Source organism: Mediterraneibacter sp. 210702-DFI.3.120, from assembly GCF_020561005.1.
Classification (GTDB): domain Bacteria; phylum Bacillota; class Clostridia; order Lachnospirales; family Lachnospiraceae; genus Mediterraneibacter; species Mediterraneibacter faecis.
On the sequence record NZ_JAJCNG010000095.1, the window covers coordinates 1 to 332 of the forward strand.

1 pseudogene is annotated in these 332 nt (G+C 37.7%); it reads right to left on the reverse strand.

Features of this window, described 5'->3' with window-relative positions:
- Window positions 1-332, reverse strand: a pseudogene (locus LI162_RS15355) (IS4 family transposase); the annotation flags it as partial.

The window sequence follows — 332 nt, forward strand, 5'->3', positions numbered from 1 at the left end:
TGCCGGGAAGAACCGTGATTATGTCTCCAGAGCATTTCTTAGCAATGTTATAATTCTGTTTTAAGCGCATAAGACAAGGGTGCTGATGCTCGACACAGTAACGAAACATATCTTCAGAATAATAGCCACGATCAAAGATTACAACACTGTTTTGATAGATATTTAAATCTTCTAAATTATGCAAATGCTCTAAAGCAGCGGAACGTTCAGATGCAAGATATCGTTGAAAAGAAGCATGGACAATATAATCATCAAGAACATCATAAACAATGGAACCAAGTCCCATAGTAAAACGGCGGCTTGGATCAGGATATCCAAACATTTCACCAAAG